Annotated in this window: 24 protein-coding genes (1 of these 24 cut by a window edge); 2 read left to right on the top strand and 22 right to left on the bottom strand. The window is 38.6% G+C overall.

The features are described 5' to 3' along the window. Window positions 1–27: 27 nt before the first annotated feature. The 6 genes from glmU to ispE all read right to left on the bottom strand — a co-directional run bounded on the left by glmU (window position 28) and on the right by ispE (window position 6,033). On the bottom strand, window positions 28–1,416 hold the full coding sequence (glmU, locus tag HED61_RS03040; RefSeq protein WP_003128832.1) for a bifunctional UDP-N-acetylglucosamine diphosphorylase/glucosamine-1-phosphate N-acetyltransferase GlmU: 1,389 nt from the start codon (window positions 1,414–1,416) through the stop codon (window positions 28–30). A gap of 125 nt (window positions 1,417–1,541) precedes the next feature. Continuing rightward, window positions 1,542–2,366: a pur operon repressor gene (gene purR, locus HED61_RS03035; protein WP_003128831.1), complete on the bottom strand. Its 825-nt coding sequence runs from the start codon at window positions 2,364–2,366 to the stop codon at window positions 1,542–1,544. A 136-nt stretch (window positions 2,367–2,502) separates the two neighbouring features. Next, window positions 2,503–3,336: a metal ABC transporter permease gene (locus HED61_RS03030; protein ID WP_021150850.1), complete on the bottom strand. Its 834-nt coding sequence runs from the start codon at window positions 3,334–3,336 to the stop codon at window positions 2,503–2,505. Further along, window positions 3,309–3,989 carry a metal ABC transporter ATP-binding protein gene (locus HED61_RS03025; protein WP_003128829.1) on the bottom strand — a complete coding sequence of 227 codons (681 nt, stop codon included), beginning with the start codon at window positions 3,987–3,989 and terminating at the stop codon, window positions 3,309–3,311. The genes HED61_RS03030 and HED61_RS03025 overlap by 28 nt, the downstream gene beginning before the upstream one ends. A 12-nt stretch (window positions 3,990–4,001) precedes the next feature. After that, the gene (locus HED61_RS03020; protein ID WP_219645600.1) at window positions 4,002–4,946 is read right to left on the bottom strand and encodes a metal ABC transporter substrate-binding protein; all 945 of its coding nucleotides are present in this window, start codon (window positions 4,944–4,946) and stop codon (window positions 4,002–4,004) included. Between the two features lie 235 nt (window positions 4,947–5,181). Continuing rightward, window positions 5,182–6,033, bottom strand: coding sequence for a 4-(cytidine 5'-diphospho)-2-C-methyl-D-erythritol kinase (ispE, locus tag HED61_RS03015; protein WP_003128827.1), 852 nt, complete (start codon window positions 6,031–6,033; stop codon window positions 5,182–5,184). 169 nt (window positions 6,034–6,202) lie between these two features. Here ispE and HED61_RS03010 point away from each other — a divergent pair, with 169 nt between their 5' ends. Next, window positions 6,203–6,610: an Hsp20/alpha crystallin family protein gene (locus HED61_RS03010; protein WP_005469744.1), complete on the top strand. Its 408-nt coding sequence runs from the start codon at window positions 6,203–6,205 to the stop codon at window positions 6,608–6,610. A 68-nt stretch (window positions 6,611–6,678) separates the two neighbouring features. Here HED61_RS03010 and HED61_RS03005 read toward each other — a convergent pair whose 3' ends face one another. The 3 genes from HED61_RS03005 to HED61_RS02995 all read right to left on the bottom strand — a co-directional run bounded on the left by HED61_RS03005 (window position 6,679) and on the right by HED61_RS02995 (window position 8,586). After that, complete coding sequence (locus tag HED61_RS03005) at window positions 6,679–7,431, bottom strand: DUF6681 family protein (RefSeq protein ID WP_219645601.1); 753 nt, start codon at window positions 7,429–7,431, stop codon at window positions 6,679–6,681. A gap of 8 nt (window positions 7,432–7,439) precedes the next feature. Beyond that, window positions 7,440–7,865: a hypothetical protein gene (locus HED61_RS03000; protein ID WP_003128822.1), complete on the bottom strand. Its 426-nt coding sequence runs from the start codon at window positions 7,863–7,865 to the stop codon at window positions 7,440–7,442. 169 nt (window positions 7,866–8,034) lie between these two features. Further along, a complete protein-coding gene (locus HED61_RS02995; protein WP_219645602.1) occupies window positions 8,035–8,586 on the bottom strand; it encodes a hypothetical protein in 552 nt (183 codons plus the stop codon). A 126-nt stretch (window positions 8,587–8,712) separates the two neighbouring features. On the opposite strand from HED61_RS02995, the gene HED61_RS02990 reads away from it, so the two are divergent. Beyond that, on the top strand, window positions 8,713–9,234 hold the full coding sequence (locus HED61_RS02990; RefSeq protein ID WP_003128819.1) for a type 1 glutamine amidotransferase domain-containing protein: 522 nt from the start codon (window positions 8,713–8,715) through the stop codon (window positions 9,232–9,234). Window positions 9,235–9,354: 120 nt separating this feature from the next. Here the strand turns inward: HED61_RS02990 and HED61_RS02985 are convergent, their stop codons facing one another. The 13 genes from HED61_RS02985 to rsgA form a co-directional block, all read right to left on the bottom strand. Then, on the bottom strand, window positions 9,355–9,648 hold the full coding sequence (locus HED61_RS02985; protein WP_005469722.1) for a hypothetical protein: 294 nt from the start codon (window positions 9,646–9,648) through the stop codon (window positions 9,355–9,357). Between the two features lie 132 nt (window positions 9,649–9,780). After that, entirely contained in the window at window positions 9,781–10,929 is a 1,149-nt protein-coding gene (locus HED61_RS02980; RefSeq protein WP_003128816.1) for a mannitol-1-phosphate 5-dehydrogenase, read from the bottom strand. 12 nt (window positions 10,930–10,941) lie between these two features. Further along, on the bottom strand, window positions 10,942–11,379 hold the full coding sequence (locus tag HED61_RS02975) for a PTS sugar transporter subunit IIA (protein WP_003128815.1): 438 nt from the start codon (window positions 11,377–11,379) through the stop codon (window positions 10,942–10,944). A gap of 12 nt (window positions 11,380–11,391) precedes the next feature. Continuing rightward, complete coding sequence (locus HED61_RS02970; protein WP_219645603.1) at window positions 11,392–13,155, bottom strand: PTS mannitol transporter subunit IICBA; 1,764 nt, start codon at window positions 13,153–13,155, stop codon at window positions 11,392–11,394. Between the two features lie 158 nt (window positions 13,156–13,313). Further along, the gene (locus HED61_RS02965) at window positions 13,314–13,751 is read right to left on the bottom strand and encodes a PTS sugar transporter subunit IIA (protein WP_175413567.1); all 438 of its coding nucleotides are present in this window, start codon (window positions 13,749–13,751) and stop codon (window positions 13,314–13,316) included. Window positions 13,752–13,764: 13 nt separating this feature from the next. Continuing rightward, on the bottom strand, window positions 13,765–15,795 hold the full coding sequence (locus tag HED61_RS02960; protein ID WP_003128812.1) for a BglG family transcription antiterminator: 2,031 nt from the start codon (window positions 15,793–15,795) through the stop codon (window positions 13,765–13,767). Then, complete coding sequence (locus HED61_RS02955; protein ID WP_219645604.1) at window positions 15,782–17,452, bottom strand: PTS transporter subunit EIIC; 1,671 nt, start codon at window positions 17,450–17,452, stop codon at window positions 15,782–15,784. The genes HED61_RS02960 and HED61_RS02955 overlap by 14 nt, the downstream gene beginning before the upstream one ends. A 144-nt stretch (window positions 17,453–17,596) precedes the next feature. Then, window positions 17,597–18,910: a C40 family peptidase gene (locus HED61_RS02950; protein WP_003128810.1), complete on the bottom strand. Its 1,314-nt coding sequence runs from the start codon at window positions 18,908–18,910 to the stop codon at window positions 17,597–17,599. 187 nt (window positions 18,911–19,097) lie between these two features. Beyond that, window positions 19,098–19,607 carry a rod shape-determining protein MreD gene (gene mreD, locus HED61_RS02945; RefSeq protein WP_060815004.1) on the bottom strand — a complete coding sequence of 170 codons (510 nt, stop codon included), beginning with the start codon at window positions 19,605–19,607 and terminating at the stop codon, window positions 19,098–19,100. A 2-nt stretch (window positions 19,608–19,609) separates the two neighbouring features. Then, a complete protein-coding gene (mreC, locus tag HED61_RS02940) occupies window positions 19,610–20,467 on the bottom strand; it encodes a rod shape-determining protein MreC (protein ID WP_005469711.1) in 858 nt (285 codons plus the stop codon). Between the two features lie 146 nt (window positions 20,468–20,613). Continuing rightward, a complete protein-coding gene (locus HED61_RS02935; RefSeq protein ID WP_103300536.1) occupies window positions 20,614–21,246 on the bottom strand; it encodes a thiamine diphosphokinase in 633 nt (210 codons plus the stop codon). Then, window positions 21,247–21,900: a ribulose-phosphate 3-epimerase gene (gene rpe / locus HED61_RS02930; RefSeq protein ID WP_081131189.1), complete on the bottom strand. Its 654-nt coding sequence runs from the start codon at window positions 21,898–21,900 to the stop codon at window positions 21,247–21,249. It lies immediately after the preceding gene. Window positions 21,901–21,911: 11 nt separating this feature from the next. After that, window positions 21,912–22,069, bottom strand: the final stretch of a protein-coding gene (gene rsgA, locus HED61_RS02925) for a ribosome small subunit-dependent GTPase A (RefSeq protein ID WP_003128803.1). It continues 727 nt past the right edge of the window; the window shows 158 of its 885 coding nt (coding positions 728–885); its start codon lies beyond the right edge, outside the window — the gene reads right to left on this strand; it ends in the stop codon at window positions 21,912–21,914.

Raw genomic sequence — 22,069 nt, 5'->3', positions numbered from 1 at the left:
GTAGTCATTTTTGCTAAATAAATCAAGTCATTTCGCAGTTTCTTCATTCAAATAAGGCAATTTTTTTGCATAGCCTTCTTTGTTTTCCTGCCTTGCTCGGGCAATCGCCATGCTATGTTTAGGAATATCTTTTGTGATTGTAGAGCCAGCAGCGATCATGGTTTCTTCCTCAATCTGCAATGGCGCCACTAAATTCGAACCAGAGCCGATAAAACAATTGTCTCCGACAACTGTCTTGAATTTATTTTTGCCATCATAATTTACAAAGACGACGCCGCAACCAACATTGATATTTTTCCCTAGCGTTGCATCTCCGACATAAGAGAGATGCCCTACTTTTGTTCCCTCACCGATCGTTGCATTTTTTATTTCTACGAAATTACCAATATGGGCTCTTTCTTTAATGTCTGCTTTTGGACGCAGATGTGCATTTGGTCCGACATCTGCCCCGTTGTAGATTCGACTTTCTTCCACCACAGATGCCTTGATCGTTACATCATCACCGATTTGACTGTCTATGATTTGAGAAGATGCAGTGATGACACAGTCTTCACCAATTTTCGTTGCACCTTTGATGACGACACCAGCTTCAATCAGTGTGTCTGCTCCAATTTCCACGCCATCATCAATATAAGTAGTATCAGGGTCAATCAATGTCACACCATTGCGCATATGCTGCTGATTGATACGCTTGCGCATCAAACGATTCGCTTCTGCCAGCGCTAATCGATCATTGACTCCTAACGACTCATTGAAATCATCCGTTTGATAAGCAGCTACAATCTTCCCTTCTGCTTTCAAGATCTCAATAATATCTGTTAGATAATATTCCCCTTGTGCATTATCGGTATCTAATTTTGCCAATGCATCAAATAATAATTCATTGTCAAAACAATACGTTCCCGTATTGATTTCTTGGATCATCGCCTCTTCCACAGAGGCATCTTTTTGTTCCACGATTTTTTCTACGACACCCATTTGATTGCGTACAATCCGACCATATCCGGTCGGATCTTCAGCTTGCGCAGTTAAAATCGTTGCTGAGGCTTTTTGTTCCTGATGGAACTCAAAAAGATTATTCAATGTCTCAGTCGTTAACAAAGGGGTGTCTCCACTGATTACTAACGTTGTTCCCCGTTTTTCTCTTAAGAAAGGCTCTGCTTGAACAACTGCATGGCCAGTTCCTAACTGTTCTGCTTGTAAAGCATACTCACTGCGGTCCCCTAATTGTTGCTTGACCATTTCTGCTCCATGTCCGACGATTGTTACGATTGCATCAGGTTCTGTCTCCACTACGCGATTCATGATATGTTCTACCATAGGTTTTCCGCAAACGGGATGCAAAACCTTGTATAACTTGGATTTCATTCTAGTACCTTTGCCTGCGGCAAGTATAATTGCAAAACGTGATTCCACGTGTTCCACTCCTATCGATTCCGACTGATTGATTTCTGTATATGTCCAGTTTAGCCCAACTAAGGATGGTTTTCAATATATAAGGAAAAACACAACTAGACCAATTAAAAAAGACTGATTCAAAATCAGTCTTTTGTTTCAAAATAATTCCCCGGCACGACCGAGATCGTTTTCGTCTGAGTATCAACGTCTTCAACAAACAGCAGCGAACTATAATCAGAAATAGCACGTTTTCCTTTGAATTTAGCTTCCGCAAAAACCGTTATGCCAACAAGTTCAGCTTCAAATTCTTCGATCAAGCTCTTCATACCGTTCACAGTGCCGCCGCCTTTCATAAAGTCATCTACGACTAAGACTTTGGAACCGCGTTTTAAGCTACGCTTTGATAATTCCATTTTCTCGATTCGTTCAGATGACCCAGAAACATAGTTCACGCTGACTGTTGACCCTTCCGTAATTTTAGAATCTCGCCGAACGATCACAAAGGGAACATTTAAATAATAAGATACCGCTTGTGCGATTGGCACTCCTTTAGTAGCAACAGTCATGACTGCATCAATTTGTTTATCCAGATACTTCGAAGCAATGATACGGCCTACTTGCCGCAGTAGCTCAGGTTCTCCAAGCAAATCCGAGAGATAAACGTAACCACCAGGCAGCAGTCGATCTTGCTCAGAAAGGCGTTCCGCTAACCCTTCAACATAGGCATAGGCTTCTTCTTTTGAAATCTCAGGCACAAAAAAAACACCGCCAGCTGCACCTGGAATTGTATCGAGAGTTCCCGTACCACGTTCTTTGAAGGTCTTTTTGATAATCGCTAGATCTTCACTGATCGATGATTTAGCAGAAGCATAGCGTTTTGAAAAAAATGACAATGAAATCAATTCATGCGGATGATTCAATAAATAATGTGTCATATCTATCAATCGTTCACTTCGACGAATTTTCACACATGCCCACTCCTTTAATTTATTCGTCTTATTATAAGGCTTTTTGCGTATAAATGCGAGCATTATCTTGAAAATCTAAAGAATTGTTCGCTTTTCATTCAATCAAAGAAAAAAAGAAACGAAAAATTTTCGTTTCTTATCGTTTTAACCGTTGTTTTCGTTGGAAAAGAATGACAATACGCTTGACCACATTGATGACTAAAAACAAACCGATAAATACTAATGTGATCGTAGCGCCTGGAGGTGTATCGAGATAAAAAGAGCTAGTCAATCCCGACAGCATACCGAATAGACCAATCAAGACACTGATCAAAATCACCGCATTAAAACTCTTGCCTAAACGCATACTGATTGCAGCTGGCAATACCATAATCGCAGAAATCAGTAACGCACCAGCGATGGGAATCATCATAGCGATAGCAATCCCTGTCAAAACATTAAAAAGCATCGACATTATCCGCACTGGCAAACGGTCTACATGAGCCGTATCCTCGTCAAAAGTCAGGACATACATCGGACGTTTGAATAGAAAGAAGAGAACGAATACAGCTAAAAATAAAAAGCCTAGAAACCAAACTTGATCCTGAGTAATGGTCACGATGGAACCAAAGAGATAGGATTGGATACTGGTCGCTGAGTTTCCTCCACTCAGATTCATAAGGACCAATGCTAATGCCAAACCGCCTGACATCAAAATCGCAATTGAGATCTCTGAATAACTCCGATAAAGTGTTCGTAAATATTCCAAAATGACCGCGGCGATGATTACGATTAATAAGGTCGTGAGATCTGGATTCAAATTAAGAAAAAAGCCTAATGCTACACCAGCTAATGAAACATGTGAGAGTGTATCGGCCATCAAAGACTGTCTTCGGATCACAAGAAACACACCTAGCATCGGTGCGATTCCGGCAATAAAAATTGTAGCCAAAAAAGCACGCCTCATGAATTCATATGAAAGCAACGCCATGGTGAATCCTCCTTTCGAACCAACCGAATTTGTCGATCCGCATACTCCTTAATATCTTCGTGATCGTGGGTGATCATCAAAATCGATTTCCCATGATCGTGTGCATTGTGACGCAGTAATTCATAAAATAAATTTCGTGATTGCTCATCCATCCCTGTCGTTGGTTCATCCAAAATAAATAAATCTGGATCAGTCGCAAAGATACGTGCTAAACTGATTCGCTGTTTTTGCCCTCCGGACAGTTCGCCAATCCGTTTTTTGCGCATTTCCCACATACCTACTGCATCCAATGCTCGCCGAACATGTTCATGATCCCGCTTTGTCAGCTTCTTAAACCATCGGTCTTTCGGATAACGGCCAGATTGGACCAATTCTAAGACTGTACTTGGAAAGCCTACATTGAACGAGGCAATCTGTTGTGGAATATAGCCTACACTTAGCTTTTGTCCTTCTCTGTTTTTGGTAGCCAGTATTACTTCTCCCTTTGATGGTTTCAACAACCCTAATGTTGCTTTAATCAAGGTAGATTTTGCAGCCCCATTTTCTCCTGTTAGAATGACGAATTCCCCATCTTCAACAAAATAAGAGATATCCTCTAATACAGGCTCATCATCATAATAAAACGTTAGTCCTTTTACATCGATATAACGCACAGATGTGCCTCCTTACTTGATACTTTTTTGTAAAGCTTGCAGATTTTCCTTCATTACTGTGAGATATGTTTCTCCATCACTAATCTGTTTTTCCGTCAAACTTTCTAACGGATTCAATACAGCCAATTCAACCCCAGTCTCATTCGCTAAAGTTTCCGCGACTTTAGAAGAAGCATTTTCTTCAAAATAGATAACTTTGACTTGATGATCCTCAACATATTCTTTTAGCTCTGCTAACCGACTAGGAGTTGGTTCTTGATCTGGAGATAATCCAGCAATCGATTCTTGGACTAGATCATATTGTTTTGCCAAATATCCAAAAGCGGCATGTTGTGTGACAAATGTTCGATTGACCGCATCTTTCAAAGCAGCAGTGTACTCTTGATCCAATGCGTTCAATTGCTCAATATAAGCAGCGGCATTCTTTTTAAATGTAGCTGCTTTCGTTGGAAATTTCTCGCTTAACTGATCTCGAATCGTTTCAACTTCTTTGATTGCCATTACTGGATCTGTCCACACATGCGGATCTAATTCATGGGTATGGGCGTCTGTCCCATGTTCTGCTTCTGCTTCCGTTTCTCCATGGTCTTCATTTTCAGCTAAATCAATCTCTTTGGCCGCTTCGATCACAACTGTTTTGTCAGTATCGATCAAATCTGTCATTGTTGGCACCCATGTTTCCAATTCCGGACTATTGTACACAAAAGCATCTGCATCCATAATTTTTGCCATATCTTTCGCACTAGGTTCATAATCATGGGGTTCTGTGCCCGCCGGTATAAGCAAAGATACTTTACCTGTATCTCCAACAACCTCTTTGGTAAACTCATACATTGGATAAAAAGTCGTAATAACCTGCAAATCCTGACTTTCTTCTGCGACTTGTTCTGATCCTTTTCCGCAAGCCCCTAATAAAACAGTACTGGTAAGCAAAAATAGAGCTAGTAATTTTTTCATGATGATTCCTCTTTTCTTATTAAAACGGAACTAATCCGATTTATCAGCAAAAATTACTCTACCAAAGGAAACCTCATTCGTCAAGACAAATCGTATGTTTTCCGATTTAGAGCGTTCCTCTGCCAGTAAATCGGAAAACATGGGAAAATTGATTCATATATCCGCTAAGCAAAAAACAGATGTCACATTTTTTGAATGTGTGCATCTGCTTTTTAATTTGTCCTTTTGTTTCCTACTATTTTAATGTGCGAACTAGATAAACCTCTTCACAAAAACCTTTTAAAGCATTATACACTCGCTGAGCCCGTGAGTATTTCTGGCACAAGGCAAAAACAGTCGGTCCACTTCCAGTCATCAGTGCCACATCCGCACCATATTTCATCATTCGTTCCTTGATTTGTTGTACGACTGGATGCTTAGGAATCGTGATCGATTCCAAACTATTTCCCATTGCAGCAATCATTCGTTGATAATCTTCAGCAAGAATTGCATCAGAAAGTTCTTGAATATCTGGATGATGCAACTGATCTAGATCAACTTCTTGAAAAATTTTACCTGTTGAAACACTTAGTCGGGGCTTGACTAAGACCACCCAGCACTGCGGCATCGGGCGCAACGGCGTGACTTTCTCTCCTTTACCAGAGATGAACGCAGTCGTTCCATAAATGCAATAAGGGACATCAGTACCTACTTCCATTCCTATATCGATCAATTCCGGCATCGTCAGACCTAATTGCCATAAGCGGTCCATCCCCCTTAGCGCTGCTGCACAATCTGTACTGCCACCGCCAAGGCCTGCTGCTACAGGGATATTTTTCGTGATCCGAATCAAGATACCTTTATTGATACCATAGCGTTTTTTGACAATACTGGCTGCTTGATATACATTATTGCGTTTATCGATCGGCAAGAAGGCCTTATTGGTTTCGATAATGATTTTATCTTCTTCTAGCTCTTCCATTATCAGACGGTCGGCTAGATCAACACTGGACATCACCATTTCCAATTCATGGTAACCGTCTGCTCGCTTACCCAAAACATCAAGTCCTAGATTTATCTTAGCAGGCGCTTTTTCAATAATTTCCATCTTATTCACCCAATCATCTGATAGTTAACTAGTTCTATCATAGCAGATTCTTTAGAGATAGTTGAGATATTTCTCCTGTTTTTGATCTTTATCAGCTTTTGGGTTGCTCTTTGAAATCGTTCCTCGTAAAATAAGAGTAACAAATTTGATCAAGAAGGCAGGGGAAATTATGGCAAATCTAATTCCTAGAGATCTACCTGGTGGAGAAGAACTATTAGGCAAATTGATGAACAGTTTCTGGCAAGAACGACAAATGAATACAGATATTAAAGAATATGAAGATCATTATGTAGTCAAAGCTGATCTTCCTGGTATAAAAAAAGAAAATATCCGTGTTAGTTTCGTGAATGATACTCTAACAATTTCTGCTTCCCAAATTGAAGAAAGCGAAGAGAAAGATGATCTTGGTCACTACTTGCGTAAAGAACGATCTAGCAGTGCTTATCAACGTGCATTCACTATACCTGACATTGATGAAGAAGCGATCAAAGCACGGTTCGAAGATGGTGTCCTTTCCTTGAATTTACCAAAGGCAAGTTACAAAGACGCGCCAGGTAAGCATATTCCAATCGAATAATTGAATTATCGCAAAAAGTAAAAAAGACTTCAGAAATATCAGTTTCTGAAGTCTTTTTTGTTGTATTTCTACCTTGCCTTACCAGTTTGACGATAAGCTTGTCGAGTTGTTGCTGTGGGTATTTCTTCTTTTTTGACATAAAGCTTCAAACTATAAGGTTCATGATATTTTACATCATTTTTGACAAAATCTCCACCAGTAATGAACAACCCAACTGGTTCCAAAGCTTTTTCCCCGTTCCAATGAATACGGCCAATTGTTGTTAAGTCACTATAGCTCGTACCAATTTGCAACGAGTATTCAGAATCTGACCGTTGTTTGACAAAGTAGTAGGGATAAAGGGTATTTTTAGGAATCACAAATCCTTGTGCGATAGCATTCGTTGCTAATTCATCTTTTGAAATGAGTTTCTGTAAATAGTCAGCCAATACCAGGTGATAGTCTTCTTCAAAATCAATAACTGCTTTCTCTGTTGATAAACGATCGATTTGTGTGGTGCTAATTTTTTCTCCTTCAATATTGAATACTTCATCAGGTAAATACTTCACAAAAAGCTGAGTAATATCTACCTTAAGATTTTTATCAAAAAAGTAATAAAAAATATTTAGAACCCAGAAATAGAGCAACACGCAGAATCCTATCCCGTATAAAGCCATCTGTAAATAATTTTGATTGAGATAGAGACCATAAACAATACGCAGAATATAAGCCGTTGGAATCAAACTAAGTAATGTATAGGCCCGATTCAAGTATTTAGGACTAATATCCAGATAACCTAAGAACTTATGAATCCCATTGATCATATCTAATAAAAAAGTCATTTATTCACCTACTCATTTTCTTGATCCTCATTGATGACTGCTTCTTGGTCAGCCGCATTCTGATCCTGACTTGACGGCGTCGTTTCCTCGCTTTGCCCGTTCTCTGAAGAAGGGACATCTGTAGCTGGTGGTGTAGAGCTATCCTCTATCGAAGATGAAGGAACAGTTCGCTGATTATTTGTTGTGGAAGATGTAGTGCCTCCATGATCTTCAGCTGATGTTGAAGGTTCTGTGCTTTCAGACACAGGTTGACTGTCTACCGATTGCGAGTGACTAACATCGCTGGTTTCGGTCGTTTCAGTAATCTCAGTCGAGTGACTAGTTCCATTTGACTGCCGATAGCTACTGGAATTCACAACACCAGTTGCAGTAGCGATGATGGTTGAAATGGTCAAGAGAGCAATTGGTTTCAAAATAGGAGGTACTTTTCGCATAATTTTCCATCCTTGTCTTGATTCTTATCTTTTTTGCACTCATTGAGTACTTACTTTCTTTATAGTTCTTTCCTTGGAAATGGTCAAGACTACGAAGGATTAACGGAACAGATTTAAAAAAAAGTAAAAATGTTTTCGGTTACAAACAAAAACTAGCTTTTGCTAGGCTCTAAATAAGAAATTCGTAAAACTTTTGTACAGAACGAGTTAACGCAGAGTGATAATCCACTATCAGCTCTTTTAATAAGATCGATTCTTGTAGCTCAAATGGCTCAGTCAATTCTAAAGTGATCCGAGAACCGTCGATGAAATAAGCATAGGACAGTTCATCATCAGACAATTCGGCTAGTTGATTGCTCCACTCCTCGAAGAATTTCTCCGCGAGCACATCTCCAACTTCCTCAAGAACAGGTTGGAGAGTCTCTTCTACTTGATAAAAAGGTCGTGACAAAATAGATGCCGTTGTCTTTGAGTGGGTTGTATTTTGAAAATCCAAATAAAGCAAGTCAATGTAGTCTTCTTCTTCACCTGTTTCTTCCAGCCATAGAATGCCTTGCTTGACCAATGAGACACATGTAGATTCTACTTCCTTTGATAATTCTATAGTAGCATCTTTGAACCTCAGATTCTTTTCGACTATTTGCTCTTCGCCCATAAATTGCAAGACAGCTTTTTCAAAAACGAGCGGCTCATCTGTAATAAATAATTGAATTGTTGCCATTTTTTTCTCTCTTTCTTTTTTATCTAATTTATTTTTGCTCTAAACAGATTATTTGTCAACGGTATGAATCTTCGTTAGCATAGAAATTGAAGATGAATAAAAGCTAATTTTTAAGGAGGAGATTTGATGAGTAAAATTGCCACTATCATTACCGATCTAGTTGAAGATATTGAAGTAACCTCACCAAAAGAAGCACTGGAAAATGCTGGACATGAAGTTGTCATTATCAGTAATGAAGGCGTGGACTCTGTCACAGGAAAAAAAGGAACCACTTTTGCAGTTGACGCGTCTATTGATACAATCAATTTTTCCGATTTTGATGCTTTGTTGATTCCTGGTGGCTTTTCTCCAGACCAATTACGTACAGATGAACGCTATGTCACTTTGACCAAAGAGTTTCTGACATCTGAAAAACCAGTTTTTGCTATCTGTCATGGACCTCAACTCTTTATTCAAACCGGATTGACAAAAGAATTAACATTGACTGGCTATGATTCCATTCGTCCAGATTTAACATATGCAGGTGCTACTGTCAAAGATGAGCCTGTGGTGATTGACGACACGTATCATTTGATCACTAGTCGTAATCCTGATGATTTGGATGCATTTAATCAAGCCATTACAACAGCACTTGAAGGCAACAAATAAAGCCTAAATTTTAAACGAAGAACTCACAAATAGGGTGTACGAATATCGTACTCCCTATTTTTCTATCCTTTAGCGATTTTACCTGCTGTTTTTGTTCGCAAGTTCTTTTAATTAATATTTCTATTCATCCATAGAAATGTCAAAACCATCAAATGTCTCACCATCATAATATTTAAGTAATTCATCGAGTGATAGCAAAGAAGAAGTCATCTCCTCTTCTTCCGTTTGTTGGTGTTTTTCCCAATAGATCTGATAGGCTTCCGCCAATTGTCGATAGACATCTTTCCGTGAACCACCTTCTGCCTGCAGCATTGGCAATTCTCGAATAAACGCACTATAACAAGGACGACCATCTTGCCAACTGATAGGTAATTCAATCACATGTAGTTGGGCTTCTTCAAACCATCTCTCCATCCCGATCCCTCATTTCTCCCTTTATTATCACGTGAATGATTCAGAAGGTCAAACTTCCTGTCAAAATAGACTAAAAAACACTGGCTACCGATGGCTTATCCATGATTTGGAATAGCAATCGGCAGCCAATGATCATGCAGCTACATAAGCATATTTTTCAATGTTTTGTTTGATCTTCTCAATGATTCTCTGATCCTCTACACCTGTGACTTCTGTGATCACTTGAGAAAGATTAGCTGCTTCCAGTAACTCTCTCAATTGTTGACTTTGCTCGTCCTCAGGATCATGATAGTTGAAAATCATACCAATCGTTTCATAGAGATGGAACGGTTGCACATTTCTCATTTGCAATTCAAGGACGGGGCGGATAAATCGTTCTTGTGCGCTTAATTTTCGCAAAGGGGTGCGGGCTACTCGAGCAATAGCATCCGAAATGTAGTTATTTTTGAATCGTTGAATAATTTTTTCAATATACTGTTCATGTTCATCAGGATCAAAATCCCATTTGGCGACTAAAAGTTGACCAGTTTCTTCTAGAACGGATTTCAGCTGAATCACAACTAGATGGTCACGCATGGCTTCATCGATGGTCTCATAGCCTTGTAGAGCTCCTGTATAAGCTACTGTAGCATGACCTGTGTTCACACTAAACAATTTACGCTCGATATAAGGTTTCAGATCTGGTACGTATTGTACGCCTTGTAGACGAAGCACTGATTTCATTGCTGTTTCTTGAACTACCCACTCACAAAATGGTTCTACTTGAACCAACAAAGGATCATCATGTTGTTGCATCGGAACAATGCGATCCACTGCTGCATCTGGAAAACCAACACTATTCTCCAGGTAAGCGAGTTGTTGGCTATACTTTTCTACTTCCTCTTTTAGAAAAGTGGATCCACCGATCATATTTTCGCAAGCGATGACATCAATTGCTTGCTCCTTTTTCTTGATTGCTCGCTGATCCAGCCCTTTTGCAATGAGCGGTGCAATGCGAGGCAATACTGCAGGACCAATGGCAGTGGTTAAAATATCGGCTTCGACAATTGCTTGAACAACCGCATCCGGTTCTTTTGCGTTATTGATTCCTGTCACGTGTTCAATAAAAATCTGTTCGCGGTTCTCATCTGCTAATTCAATTGTATAGGATTTACGTTGCTGAAGCGCAGCAATAATCGTTTCATTTACATCAACAAAGGTTATTTCAAAACCGTTTGCTGCCAAAATCTCTCCGATAAACCCTCGACCAATATTCCCTGCACCAAAATGAACTGCTCTCATCTTTTTCCCCTCCTATGCCACTGTTAGATTAGCAGCGACTTCTTCTTTGCTCAAAGCATCCGCTAATTCGACCACATTATCGATATCGCTACAGAAGAGAGCGATTTGTTGTACCAACTGCAAATGATCTTCACCTATTCCAGCAATGCCAAATAATACCGTAACGATTTTTTCATCCTCATCTGTCCCGAAATTTACGCCTTCAGGCACTTGAACAATGCAGATACCAGATTTTTTGACATATTTTTTTGCTTCATCTGTCCCGTGTGGTATAGCTATGAAATTCCCCATGTAGACAGATAACATTGCATCTCGTTCGATCATAGCGTTGACGTATTCCGGATCAACATATCCGGCCTCAACAAGTTTTTTCCCACAATAACGAATCGCTTCTTCTTTGTTCGCAAACTGTTGATTCAGCTCAATCATTTCTTTTTCTAATAGTTTCATTTTTCTTCCTCCTTAAAGAGCTTCTTTAAGTGTTGTGATTACACGCTGGTAGTTTGACGTTCGCATCAAATTGCTGACAGATAGATGGACTGCATCTGGTGCTAGCGACCGCGCTTGCTTTGTCAGCTCTTCTTTGGTAATTACCAATGATGAAGCATCCGCTTTTAGATTATCGATATGAACCTTTTTAAGTGATAATGAGAGAGATTCTTTCGCTAATAAGTCTTGAAAAACCTTTCTCGCCATGGTCGCTGAGCCTTCACGATCGTCATGGGCAAGAATAACTTCATGAATGCCCTTTAATTCCTCTAGAGGCAGTGGCTTATAATTTACTGCTTTAGTTTTTTTCTCTTCCTCAACTCCTGAGCCTGACAATGTGGCCACGATCTCATTATATTTAGGAGAATTCAAAAAATTTTCTACAGCAACAAATGTTGCATTTGGTGCTTTTAATTTTGCCCGCTCTTGTAACTCTTTTTGTGTCACAATCAATGTATGCGCATCATCTGTCAGATTATTGATTGCTTGATTGGTGACTTGTTGAGCCAAACCAGCATCTTTAACTTTCTTACGCAAAATGGAAGCCCCCATTGCACTTGAACCCATACCAGCATCGCAGGCAAAAATAATCTTCTGAATGCCTGTTAACGATTCTAGAGCCACTCCTTTTGAACGCTGTTTTGCTTGGTGTATTTCCTGTACCTTCTCATCAAAATTATCTACAGTGTCTTTGGCATCGGCTTTTAGAATTGCTGCCGCCACAAGAAACGATACGGTTGCTCCAACAGCAATCCCTGCTAAAACAGAGACGACACTCATCACCGAATTCAACGGTGTCATCGCTAAAATAGCAATAATCGAACCTGGAGAAGCTGGTGCCCTTAAACCTGCACCTAATAATTGAAAAGTGAAACTCCCAGAAACACCTCCTGTAATAACAGCTAAAAACATTAATGGCTTCATCATCACATATGGGAAATAGATTTCATGAATACCACCTATAAAGTGGATAATGATTGCTCCTGGAGCAGATGATTTTGCCGCGCCTTTGCCAAAGAAAGTGAATGCTAATAAAACACCTAATCCAGGCCCTGGGTTTGCCTCTAATAAATATAGAATTGATTTACCAAACTCGCTTACTTGTTCCGTACCTAATGGAGTCAGAATTCCGTGATTGATGGCATTATTCAAAAATAGGATTTTGGCAGGTTCAATAAAAATATTTGCTAATGGAATCAGATGTGCATTGACAATCACTGCAACGCCTGCTGCCATTACTTCTGTCAATGTGTTTACAACAGGTCCAATGACAACAAAGCCTAACAGAGCCAAAGCAAAACCTAGAAGACCCGCAGAAAAATTATTGACTAGCATCTCAAAGCCTGCCCGCACTTTATCTTGAAAAAATTCATCGAACTTCTTAATCGTATATCCGCCTAATGGCCCCATAATCATTGCACCTAAAAGCATTGGGATGTCTGTTCCCACAATGACCCCCATTGTAGCGATTGCCCCAACAACTGCGCCCCGATCTCCAGCAATTACTTTCCCGCCCGTGTATCCAATCAGTATCGGTATTAGATAAGTCAGCATCGGACCGACCATTGAAGCAAAGGATTCATTTGGCAGATAGCCATCTGGAATAAAGAGAGCCGTTAACACGCCCCATGCAATCAATGCGCCAATATTGGGCATTACCATACTCGACAATGTACTACCTAGTTTTTGGACCCTCGACTTTAAAGACGCCTTCCTGTCTGCTTGTACTTGTTCCATCTTCATTCTCCTCCCAACTTGTTTTTACACCTTGATTGTAGGCGCTTTCCGAAAGCTTCGAAAGTCGTACTTTGTCACAGGAAACTGTGACAAAATTTATCTCTTATCTACAAAAAAAAGCCATGCATAATGCATGACTAATCAATAAATGCCCTTTTCTACTCTTCTAGCGATAGTATTTTTTGGACTTCCTCTATTGTAGCGGCGTCGCTTAATAGTTTTACATTTTGGATATCTGAACAAAAAAAAGCAATTTCTTGCAAGCATGACAACTGCTTTTCTTTGAGAACAACCACAAACAGAATCGTAGTAACCTTTGATTCTTTTGCATCGCCAAAATCGACACCGTCTGGTACTTGAACAAGACAAATCCCTTCTTCATTAATCCATTTGTCTGCCTCTTCTTCTCCATGAGGCAAGGCTACAAAGTTTCCTATATAAACACCATATTTTTTGTGTCGCTGAATTAAACTGTTTATATACTGAGGTTGAACCATTTTTTGGTCTACTAAGAATGTACCTATCTCATGCAATGCTTCTTCTGCACTTTGGAATCGCTGATCTAACAAAATATGTGTTGCTGGAATATCCACTATTTTCTCCTCCCCATTATTGTTTGATTTCTTCAATCAAAAGCGTAGCAAGCAATTGATAAATGATGGAAAAATTTCCTGAATTAAATATTTCTGTATTGAGATCATTCATAATGATGGAACCGCTAATCCTCCCTAAGATTTTACTGCTTTGCTCATCGATTGGATAAGGAGCGAGCATAACTAACAAGCGAGTTACGTTAATCTCTTGTTTATCCATCGCATAAAGTGATAGTCCTTGTGATAAATCAAAGATTTTGAAAACTGGTTGCAAAATTTCTGTACTTGACGCATGAAAAAGGGCAAAGTGAGTCTTCGGTATTCCAACAGGGGCTTGTAAATAGCGCTTCACTAATTTATTGGCTACTTTTTTTCTGTCTTGCACTAACGCTTTGGAAAAATGTTTCATCACTTCAGATAATGTTTCTTCTAAGTTGGGGCCATTGTCAATCGTTTGAAGAGTAAACAATTCTAATAAGCGGTTAATCTCCTCAATAAATGCTAGAACATCTTCATAGGTATCTTCCCTAGTAGAAACTGGCGTAGGTATTGCATGAGAAAGTCTCTTTTTCTGACTAAGCAGACGAAATTCTTCTTTTAGTTCCTGAATGTCTTCTTCCAATAAAATAGGAGATACTAGCTTATATTTTCCTCGATAACCTGGCAACAAAGATGTGGAAATCACCAAGTCGTAGTTGCCCTCAATTTTATCCTGTTCGATATCCCCCACACGGAAAAAAGTAATTTTATTGATAAATGGAAATTGCTTTCTTAGCTGCATCTCTAACAAACTAATTGAAGCCAGTCCGCTTGGTGATACACCTGCAATATTGACTTCCATCACTTTAGGATTCTTTTCTAATGAGTTTGCGAAGTGCAATACCATATAGGCAATTTCTTCTGTTGAAAACTGCTGTTGTGGGAAAACAAGCGGTAAGCTTAAACGGATTGCTTCTGCAATTTCCTCATATTGTTTCATTATTTTTTCTAAAATTGGATTGTTTAGATGGTTCTCCTCCAAAATCGCTCGGGTCATTACCCCAGAAATATGTGTTAGCAACATTTTATATAAAATTTCATCTTCAAAAAAATCAACCTCAGTGTGCTGGCTAATCAGTTCGATCAACCGTTTTACCTGATATGCCAAAGTTGTATCAAAATTCTCTTCAAAAAAATCGCGGTCAAAAGAATTAGAAAAATCCCCTAATAAAATCGCAAAAAAAACTATTTCATTAACCGAATACAACCGCTTCGTTTGTTCAGCAACTTGAGCAAAAATCTGTTTAGCTACCTTCAGCAAATCTTTGTTGATTTGACTTGGATAACTTTCTTCCTCTACTGAAAATCCTGTTGCTACTCGCTCCATGGCTAAAGCAAGCATAATACCAATAAAAGCCAACTTGCGATCACTTAACTCAGGATATTTAGGTTCAACCACTTCTCTTATAAGATCTTGCGCTAAAATCAAGTACTGTTTTTCAATAAACTCAAATAAAAAATGCGCCGTTTGTTCTGCTTCAGGAAAATGAAAAAACTGGTATTCATTTATTTCCATCATCAACGTATTTGCTGCTACTAAACGTCGATGTTTTTCTGGTCCTTTGAGCTCATAGCCTTGATTACGGACAATTGTCAACGGAAGGCGCGCCAAACTTTCTTCTAATTGTTTAATATCAGAAAAAAAAGTAGTATTACTGATTTGATAGAGCTCTAAAAAACGATGGCTACTAATCGGCTTAGCAGTAGTTGCTAATTGCAGCAAAATCCTATGTTGTCGCTCTATTGACGCAAACTCTTGGGATGGATCAGACATAATTGCTTCTTGCAGCTGAGTGATACTATTCCCGACAATGACTCGAAAATGTCCACGACCTTCTTTTTCTAAGGATGCCCCTACAGTACGCAACGAATTCTCTAAATTGGCTAGTTCGCGGTAGACAGTCCGCTTACTTACTTTCAAAAGCTGCATCATTCGGTCCATAGAAACAGGACCGTTACTGTTCATTAGCTCAGTCAACAAAATAGTTTCACGCTTAGTCAAGAACATAGGCGACTCCTTCTGTCATCAATTGACGATATTTGGAAGTTGTCACTAAATCATCGACAACTAAGTGGGTGACATTTGTTAATGCAGCCATTTGCTGAAAATCTTTTTGAACGATATATAATGCCTCTGGATTAAACTGGGTTGTCTCAATATCTTCTTTCTTTACCTCAATAGGTATGGCTAATTCATTGGCAATTTTACGAACGATTGCAACAGCCATCGTTTGAGCGCCTCTTTTCTTGCCTTCATACAAAAAAATCAATGTTGGGATTTTTTCCCCAACTTTAAAAGAAACATTTGCTACCGTTTCTTGCTCTTGCTTTAAAAGTTTAACTAGTGTTTCATACTCTGATTCCGCCAAAAAGTTACTCAAGAAGTAATGTTGTGCTTGAGGTGTCTTTGTTTGAGCTAAAGCACCAAGCCCTGATTGAGTAATAACTAAAAGATCTTCTCCATCCTTCAACTGATAAATTGAATTATAATCGACAGGTATGGAAATGGCTGCTTCTTCTAAATGTTTAGTTAATAAACTTGCCCCAATTGCGCTAGATCCCATCCCTGCGTCGCATGCAACGATAATTCTCTTTACTTTATCCATACATATTGTTCCTTCCGTACTTTTTTCATTCACTGAGTGATAGGTCAAAACAAAATAGGCAACAAAAAAAGAAACAAGCGTGCTTACCAATACTCCAGCTAATACGCCTGACCACATGTGATTTGGCGTATTTGTTAAGATAGCCAAAATAGAACCTGGTGAAGCCGGTGATCGTAAGCCAACTTTACTCATTTGAAAAATAAATGTACCAGTAGCTCCACCTAAAATCGGTGCGATAATCAATAATGGGTTCATTAAAATAAATGGGAAATAAACTTCATGAATACCTCCTATTGCTTGCACAAATGCAGCAGCAGTCGCCCCATTTCTTGCTTTTTTAGAACCATACCTCATACATGCAAACAAGACGCCTAAACCAGGACCAGGATTGGCTTCAAGCAGAAATAAAATCGACGTTCCATGAATACTAGCGCCTTCAACACCCAACGGCGTAAATAGACCATGATTGATAATATTATTAAAAAAAAGAACCTTTAGTGGCTCCAGAAAAAGATGAATAGCAGGAAATAAATTCTGCTTGAGAAAAAAATCAACTAAATGATAACTTTGTTGACTAAGCTGATCGAGCAAAGGGCCAAATACAAAAAAGTTACATAAAAATAGAAGACCTCCAATTAAGCCTGCAGAAAAATTACGAAAGAGCATCTCATAGCCAGTCTTTACTTTTCGAGAAAAGATATGATCAAAGAATCGAAGCATACCACCCGTTAGCGGACCGATAATCATTGCTCCAAAAACTTGTGGAAATTGAGAGGTTAAAATCATCCCTAAAATTGCAATTGCTCCTGAAACTCCACCTCTTGTTGGTTCAACCATTTTTCCGCCAGTGTAAGCAAGCAATATTGGTAAGAGAAAATGTAAAATAGCTTCTTCTGACTTGATCAAAACCCCCTGATCCGCATGTAGTACGGGTACGGCAAACGCAATGACTGCCCATGCAATAAAAATACTTACATTTGGCATCATCATATCAGAAAAATAATGAGTATAGAGTTTTAAAAATTGAATTGTTTGTCCTCTGTCTTTTATTCCCTTCATCCTCCTCACCTACCTAACACTAGTATAATTTGGTTTTCTCTAAAAAGGAATAACCATAGATTATGCTTCCTCCTTTTGAATGTACCAAAAAAGCTGACGAAAAACGTCAGCTTAAGTTATTGCCTTATTTTTACCATTTTTTATTTAATTAACACGCACAGCAAAACTTGGTGCGTAATAAGAGTAGCTGCTAACTGAAACGCTTTGTCCAGTGGTAGGTGCATGAATGTATTGTCCCCCACCAAGTGCAATAGCCACGTGGTGCGTACTTCCGCGCGATCCCCAAAATAATAGGTCACCAGCTTTTGCTTCATTGATTGAGATAACCGTGCCAGAATACTCTTGATCATAGGTCACACGAGGTAATGAAATTCCTACTTTTGCAAACACATATTGAGTAAAACCAGAACAATCGAATCCGTTCGGTGTCGTTCCGCCCCAGACATATGGTGTACCAAGATATTTCATTGCTTCTGAAACAATTGCTGACCCGTTTACAGATTGTGAAGGAACGTTTGTATTGTTTTCTGGTTTATTTTCAGGCTTATTTACAATTGTTTCTTGTTTTGGTGTATCATTTTCTACTGAGTCACTTGTTCCGGTACTGTTAGTACTGGAAGATTCATTTGTTGAGCTTGATTCATTTGAGCTTGACTCATTCGACGAAGTTGATTCGCCTGTTTTTGTTGTACTACTTGTGCTTGATTCGGCTTGCGCAGCTTCTTCACGTTCTCGAGCTGCTTTTGCCGCTTCTTTTGCGGCAGCAATTCGTGCCTGTTCAGCCTGATAGCTTTCTTTTTGTTTTTCTAGGTCGGCTTTTTCATCTTCTTTAGATGATTGTTGCAAAGCAAGATCTGCTTGCAAAACATTCAAGTCTGCTTGCTTCGATTGAAGTGCTCCTACTTGTTTCTCAAGCTCAAGTTGATTTGCTTCAATTTCTTTTAGTTTTTTATCATTTTCATTTTTTTTCGTTTTAACCGCTTCTTGATCCGCTTTTTGTTGTTGAACCAATTCGTTATTAGCACTAACAATCGTCGTCATAGCTTGAACGCGACCGATAGCATCCGTTAAAGAATCTGCTTCAAGAACGGCATCGATAAAATTGGTGCTTTGTCCATTCACTTGGACATCTCTTGCTTGTTCTTGAATCGCTTTTTCCCGTTTTTCAATACGAACATTCAAGTCGTCGATTTCTTTTTGTAATTTTTCTGAATCAGCATGTAAAGTAGATTGTTGCGTCAATAATGCTTCAGCTTTTTCATTGATAGCTGCAACATCATTTTCCAATGCTTTGATTTGTGCTTGAGCATCAGCTTGTTGATTTTTTAAGTTACTGATTTCTTGATCTTTTTGTTCAATTTTGCTATCAAAGTCGTCTGCTGCGACAAGTGTTGGTGCTACAACTGAAGTAAGCGCAATGGAACTCACTAATATTACTGATAGAATACGTTTTTTCACCCTTCATTCCTCCGCCTGACTTTTCATTGAAAGTTTAAGTTAATTTTAAAATATATAAGAATATCTAAAGTCTTTTTACGATAAAGCGATTGTAACATAGATACATGTCAAGCAGATAAAAAGAATGTTACAAACAGATTTCAAATAATCTACCAGATTCGATATAAAACATAACAAAAAAATGAAGCTATTCTTCTTTGAATAGCTTCATGAATGGAATAACTAAAATAACAAATAAAATAATATTTAATAGCAGTGTCGGTGCTAAGAAACGAGAGACAAAAAATGAAGTATTGACTGTTGCTATTTTAAATAACAACTGTATCCCCAAAGTTACCATTTCAAGACCCGTAACGAAAATAATCATTCCAAAAAACATGGTGAATATGTTTTGGTATAGCGTTTTATTTAAAATATACATGATCCACACAATCATCGGGAATGCGACAGCATAAATACCAATTATGCCAATATAGTAAAGGTCATACAAGCATCCAATGATCAATGCAGTTATAATCAAGTAGTTTTTAGGCAAATATCTGGCACCACATAGGAAGGCAATCAATAGTAAATGTGCACTCGCTATATAATTATCTTGCGTCCAGCGCTCAAGTAAACGGGTTAATTGTCCATCTAACAACATCATCAAGAAAAAAAATGCTCCGGCAAAGTACTTTAAATACGTATTTTTTTTCATGCCTATTTGTCACCCGCCAAACGTTTGATAATAGTAACTGCTTGAATATCATACATTTGTGCATAAGGTTTTACATATACTTTTGTATCTAATCCAAATTCATCTTTGGTGGTACTAACAACTGTCCCAACAGCAAGGTCGGCTGGAGAATTCCCTCCTAATCCCGAGGTTTGTACAACATCGCCTTCTTTCAATTGTGTACTTCCAGTCAATTGACTGATAACCAAGGACTTCTCTTTTTGATCATAACTACTTAGAATTCCAAAAGTTTCGCCGTCTTTCCCGCTGATTCGAACAGGAAAATGATTTGAATTTTGATTTTCAGAAGTCAACAATTCGATTTTTGAAGATGCTGCATTCACTTCAATCACACGCCCAATCAAACCTTTTTGGGACATAACCGCCATATTTACTTCGACACCATCTTTCGTGCCACGATCCACAACAAGCATGTCTTGCCATGTATCTGGTGAACGATTAATAACATTGGCAGTAATTTTTTCATAGTTAGTCAATGTTTCGTTTAACTCAAGCTCTTCTTTCAATGATTCGATTTCTCGCTTGTAATTTTCATTTGATCGAGCAATCTCATCATAACTATCGATTTTCTCTTTTAAACGTTCGTTTTCTTCATACGTGACAAAAAGTTTCTTTACAGAGTTTGCACCGGTTTCGATCCACCGTACTGGAGCTGTAATCACCTTGTCCACGATACCAATCGTGTCGTTGACTGCCGATTGCACAAAACTGGATGAATTCCCAACTGCTCTTCTAGCAATAGTCACACTCAACACAGAAACAACTAAAATCACAATAATTAATGTGATTATGATATTTTTATTAGGATTAAACTTTTTCACAAAGACACCTCAATGAGTTCCAAACTGATAGCCTTAATTTTACCACTAAAACGATGTAAACAAAAGTTAAGTTGTACGTCTTAATGCTTTTTTTGTAATTAGCTTTCTGAAATTTTCAAAAATAAAAAAAGAGACTTGAATGTCTCTTAATCTTTGCTTTGAATAACAGCAATAATTCCCGTTTCAAATATAAAAGATGCTTCATCCGTTATGAATTCGTTACTAGCAAATGATGTAGGATGTTCAACCTTCACATTTTCCAATAGGTATTTGCTTTCCAATAATGAAAGATTGTCAATGGGAGTCAGACAACAATATGCCAGATATTTCATGCCCTTTTCTTTACGTATGGAATACTTCCCTGGCAAAAAGAACCGAATGACATTTTGCTTATCTAATAGACTAATATTATGAGCGAAAGGCTGAAACCGTTTCTCCAGTACAATCCATAAATTTGCTAAAAAATGATCGATTCTTCCACCAGTTGCACCGATAATATCAATCTTTGCATTGGGAAAATGCTCAATAGCCATCAATAATGCGAGTTGCGTATCCGTATCGTCTTTTTCTGCCGGAGCTTGAAAAAAATTTTTTGCATTCTGTCGCACTCGTTCTCTTTCTTCAGAAGAAAGAGAGTCAAAATCACCAATCGCAAAGTCTAAAGGTAAATCCTCCTCAAGCAGATAAAATGATCCCCGATCAATACCAATGTATTTATCATACTTCTTTAGAGACGGCCAAGTTTGCTTTTTGCCACCTGCAACTAGAAGAATATTCATTTATTGCAACACTTCTTTCAATGCTTTGATTTGATCAGCAGGACTGTCCGCGTCATAGATGTAGCTACCAGCAACAAACACATTGGCACCAGCTTCTAAACAGATCCGAGCTGTTTTTGGAACGATTCCACCATCTACTTCGATATCATAATGATACCCGTTTTTCTCTTTCAATTGTGCTAATTCCTTGATTTTAGCAACTGTTTCTTCGATAAAAGATTGTCCACCGAATCCAGGGTTCACAGTCATTACCAGTACTTGATCACACATGGATAGTACATGTTGGATAGCAGCTACTGGCGTACCAGGATTGATAACAATTTCCGCCTTTACATTTTCATTTAAAATCATTTGAATTGCGCGATGAATGTGGGGAGTAGCTTCGGCATGAACTCCAATTATATCGGCACCAGCTTCGGCAAACGCATGAATATAATTTTCTGGCTGAGTAATCATCAAATGAACATCCAGTGGCAACTTAGTTATCGGACGAATAGCTTTGACAACATTTGGTCCTAAAGTAATATTAGGAACAAATTGGCCATCCATTACATCTATATGGATGTAATCCGCGCCGTTTTTTTCTACAAGTTCAATGTCCCGTTGCAGATTCGCAAAATCCGCACTTAAAATTGATGGTGCTAGTTTAATCATATTCGTTTCCCTCACTTATTTTTCTTTTTATAAATTGGACGACGATTTTCAATCTCCTCTAAAAATTGAACATAGTTTTTATACCGGGTAAGTGCAACTGTTTGCTGTTCAACTGCTTCTTTTACAGCACAATTTGGCTCATTTAAATGCATACACTCACGAAAACGAC

This window comes from Enterococcus gallinarum (genome assembly GCF_021496385.1).
Lineage (GTDB): Bacteria > Bacillota > Bacilli > Lactobacillales > Enterococcaceae > Enterococcus_D > Enterococcus_D gallinarum.
Note: the sequence above shows the minus strand (reverse complement) of the source record. Positions and strands in the feature narration are given on the sequence as shown.